The sequence below is a fragment of the Neobacillus niacini genome (assembly GCF_000759675.1).
GTDB classification, from domain to species: domain Bacteria; phylum Bacillota; class Bacilli; order Bacillales; family Cytobacillaceae; genus Neobacillus; species Neobacillus niacini_A.
On record NZ_BAWM01000151.1, the window covers coordinates 1 to 689 of the forward strand.

Annotated in this window: 1 rRNA gene; it reads right to left on the reverse strand. The window is 44.1% G+C overall.

The window, feature by feature from the left end:
- Positions 1 to 315 (reverse strand): 23S ribosomal RNA (locus tag TR08_RS26430); the annotation flags it as partial.
- Positions 316 to 689 lie beyond the last annotated feature (374 nt).

Genomic DNA, 689 nt, shown 5'->3' on the forward strand with positions numbered 1-689 from the left:
ATGTTGAGTGTCCTACAACCCCAAGAGGCAAGCCTCTTGGTTTGGGCTATGTCCCGTTTCGCTCGCCGCTACTCAGGGAATCGCATTTGCTTTCTCTTCCTCCGGGTACTTAGATGTTTCAGTTCCCCGGGTCTGCCTTCAATACCCTATGTATTCAGGTAAAGATACTACTCCATTACGAGCAGTGGGTTCCCCCATTCGGAAATCTCCGGATCAAAGCTTACTTACAGCTCCCCGAAGCATATCGGTGTTAGTCCCGTCCTTCATCGGCTCCTAGTGCCAAGGCATCCACCGTGCGCCCTTTCTAACTTAACCTAAAAAGGTTTTACTCTTATTTAAATAAGAGAGAAAAACTAAAATGGCTAGGAAAAATTGAACTTCATTTTTCCCTTTTCTCGGTTTTACTTTGACTTCTTCTTACGATTATCTAGTTTTCAAGGAACGAGGCTACTGACTTCAATCACATCATGATTAAACATCAGAGCATAGCTTCTTGCTGCCTTGCGACGAGCTGAAGATTACTTCTTCGAGCTACTTTGGCGCAGGAGCAAAAAAAATAAAGCTTTGAGAGAAATTGCACTCTCAAAACTAAACAAACAAGTAACCATCAACGTTTTATCAGTCCACATGGACTGCATTATCCTTAGAAAGGAGGTGATCCAGCCGCACCTTCCGATACGGCTACCTTG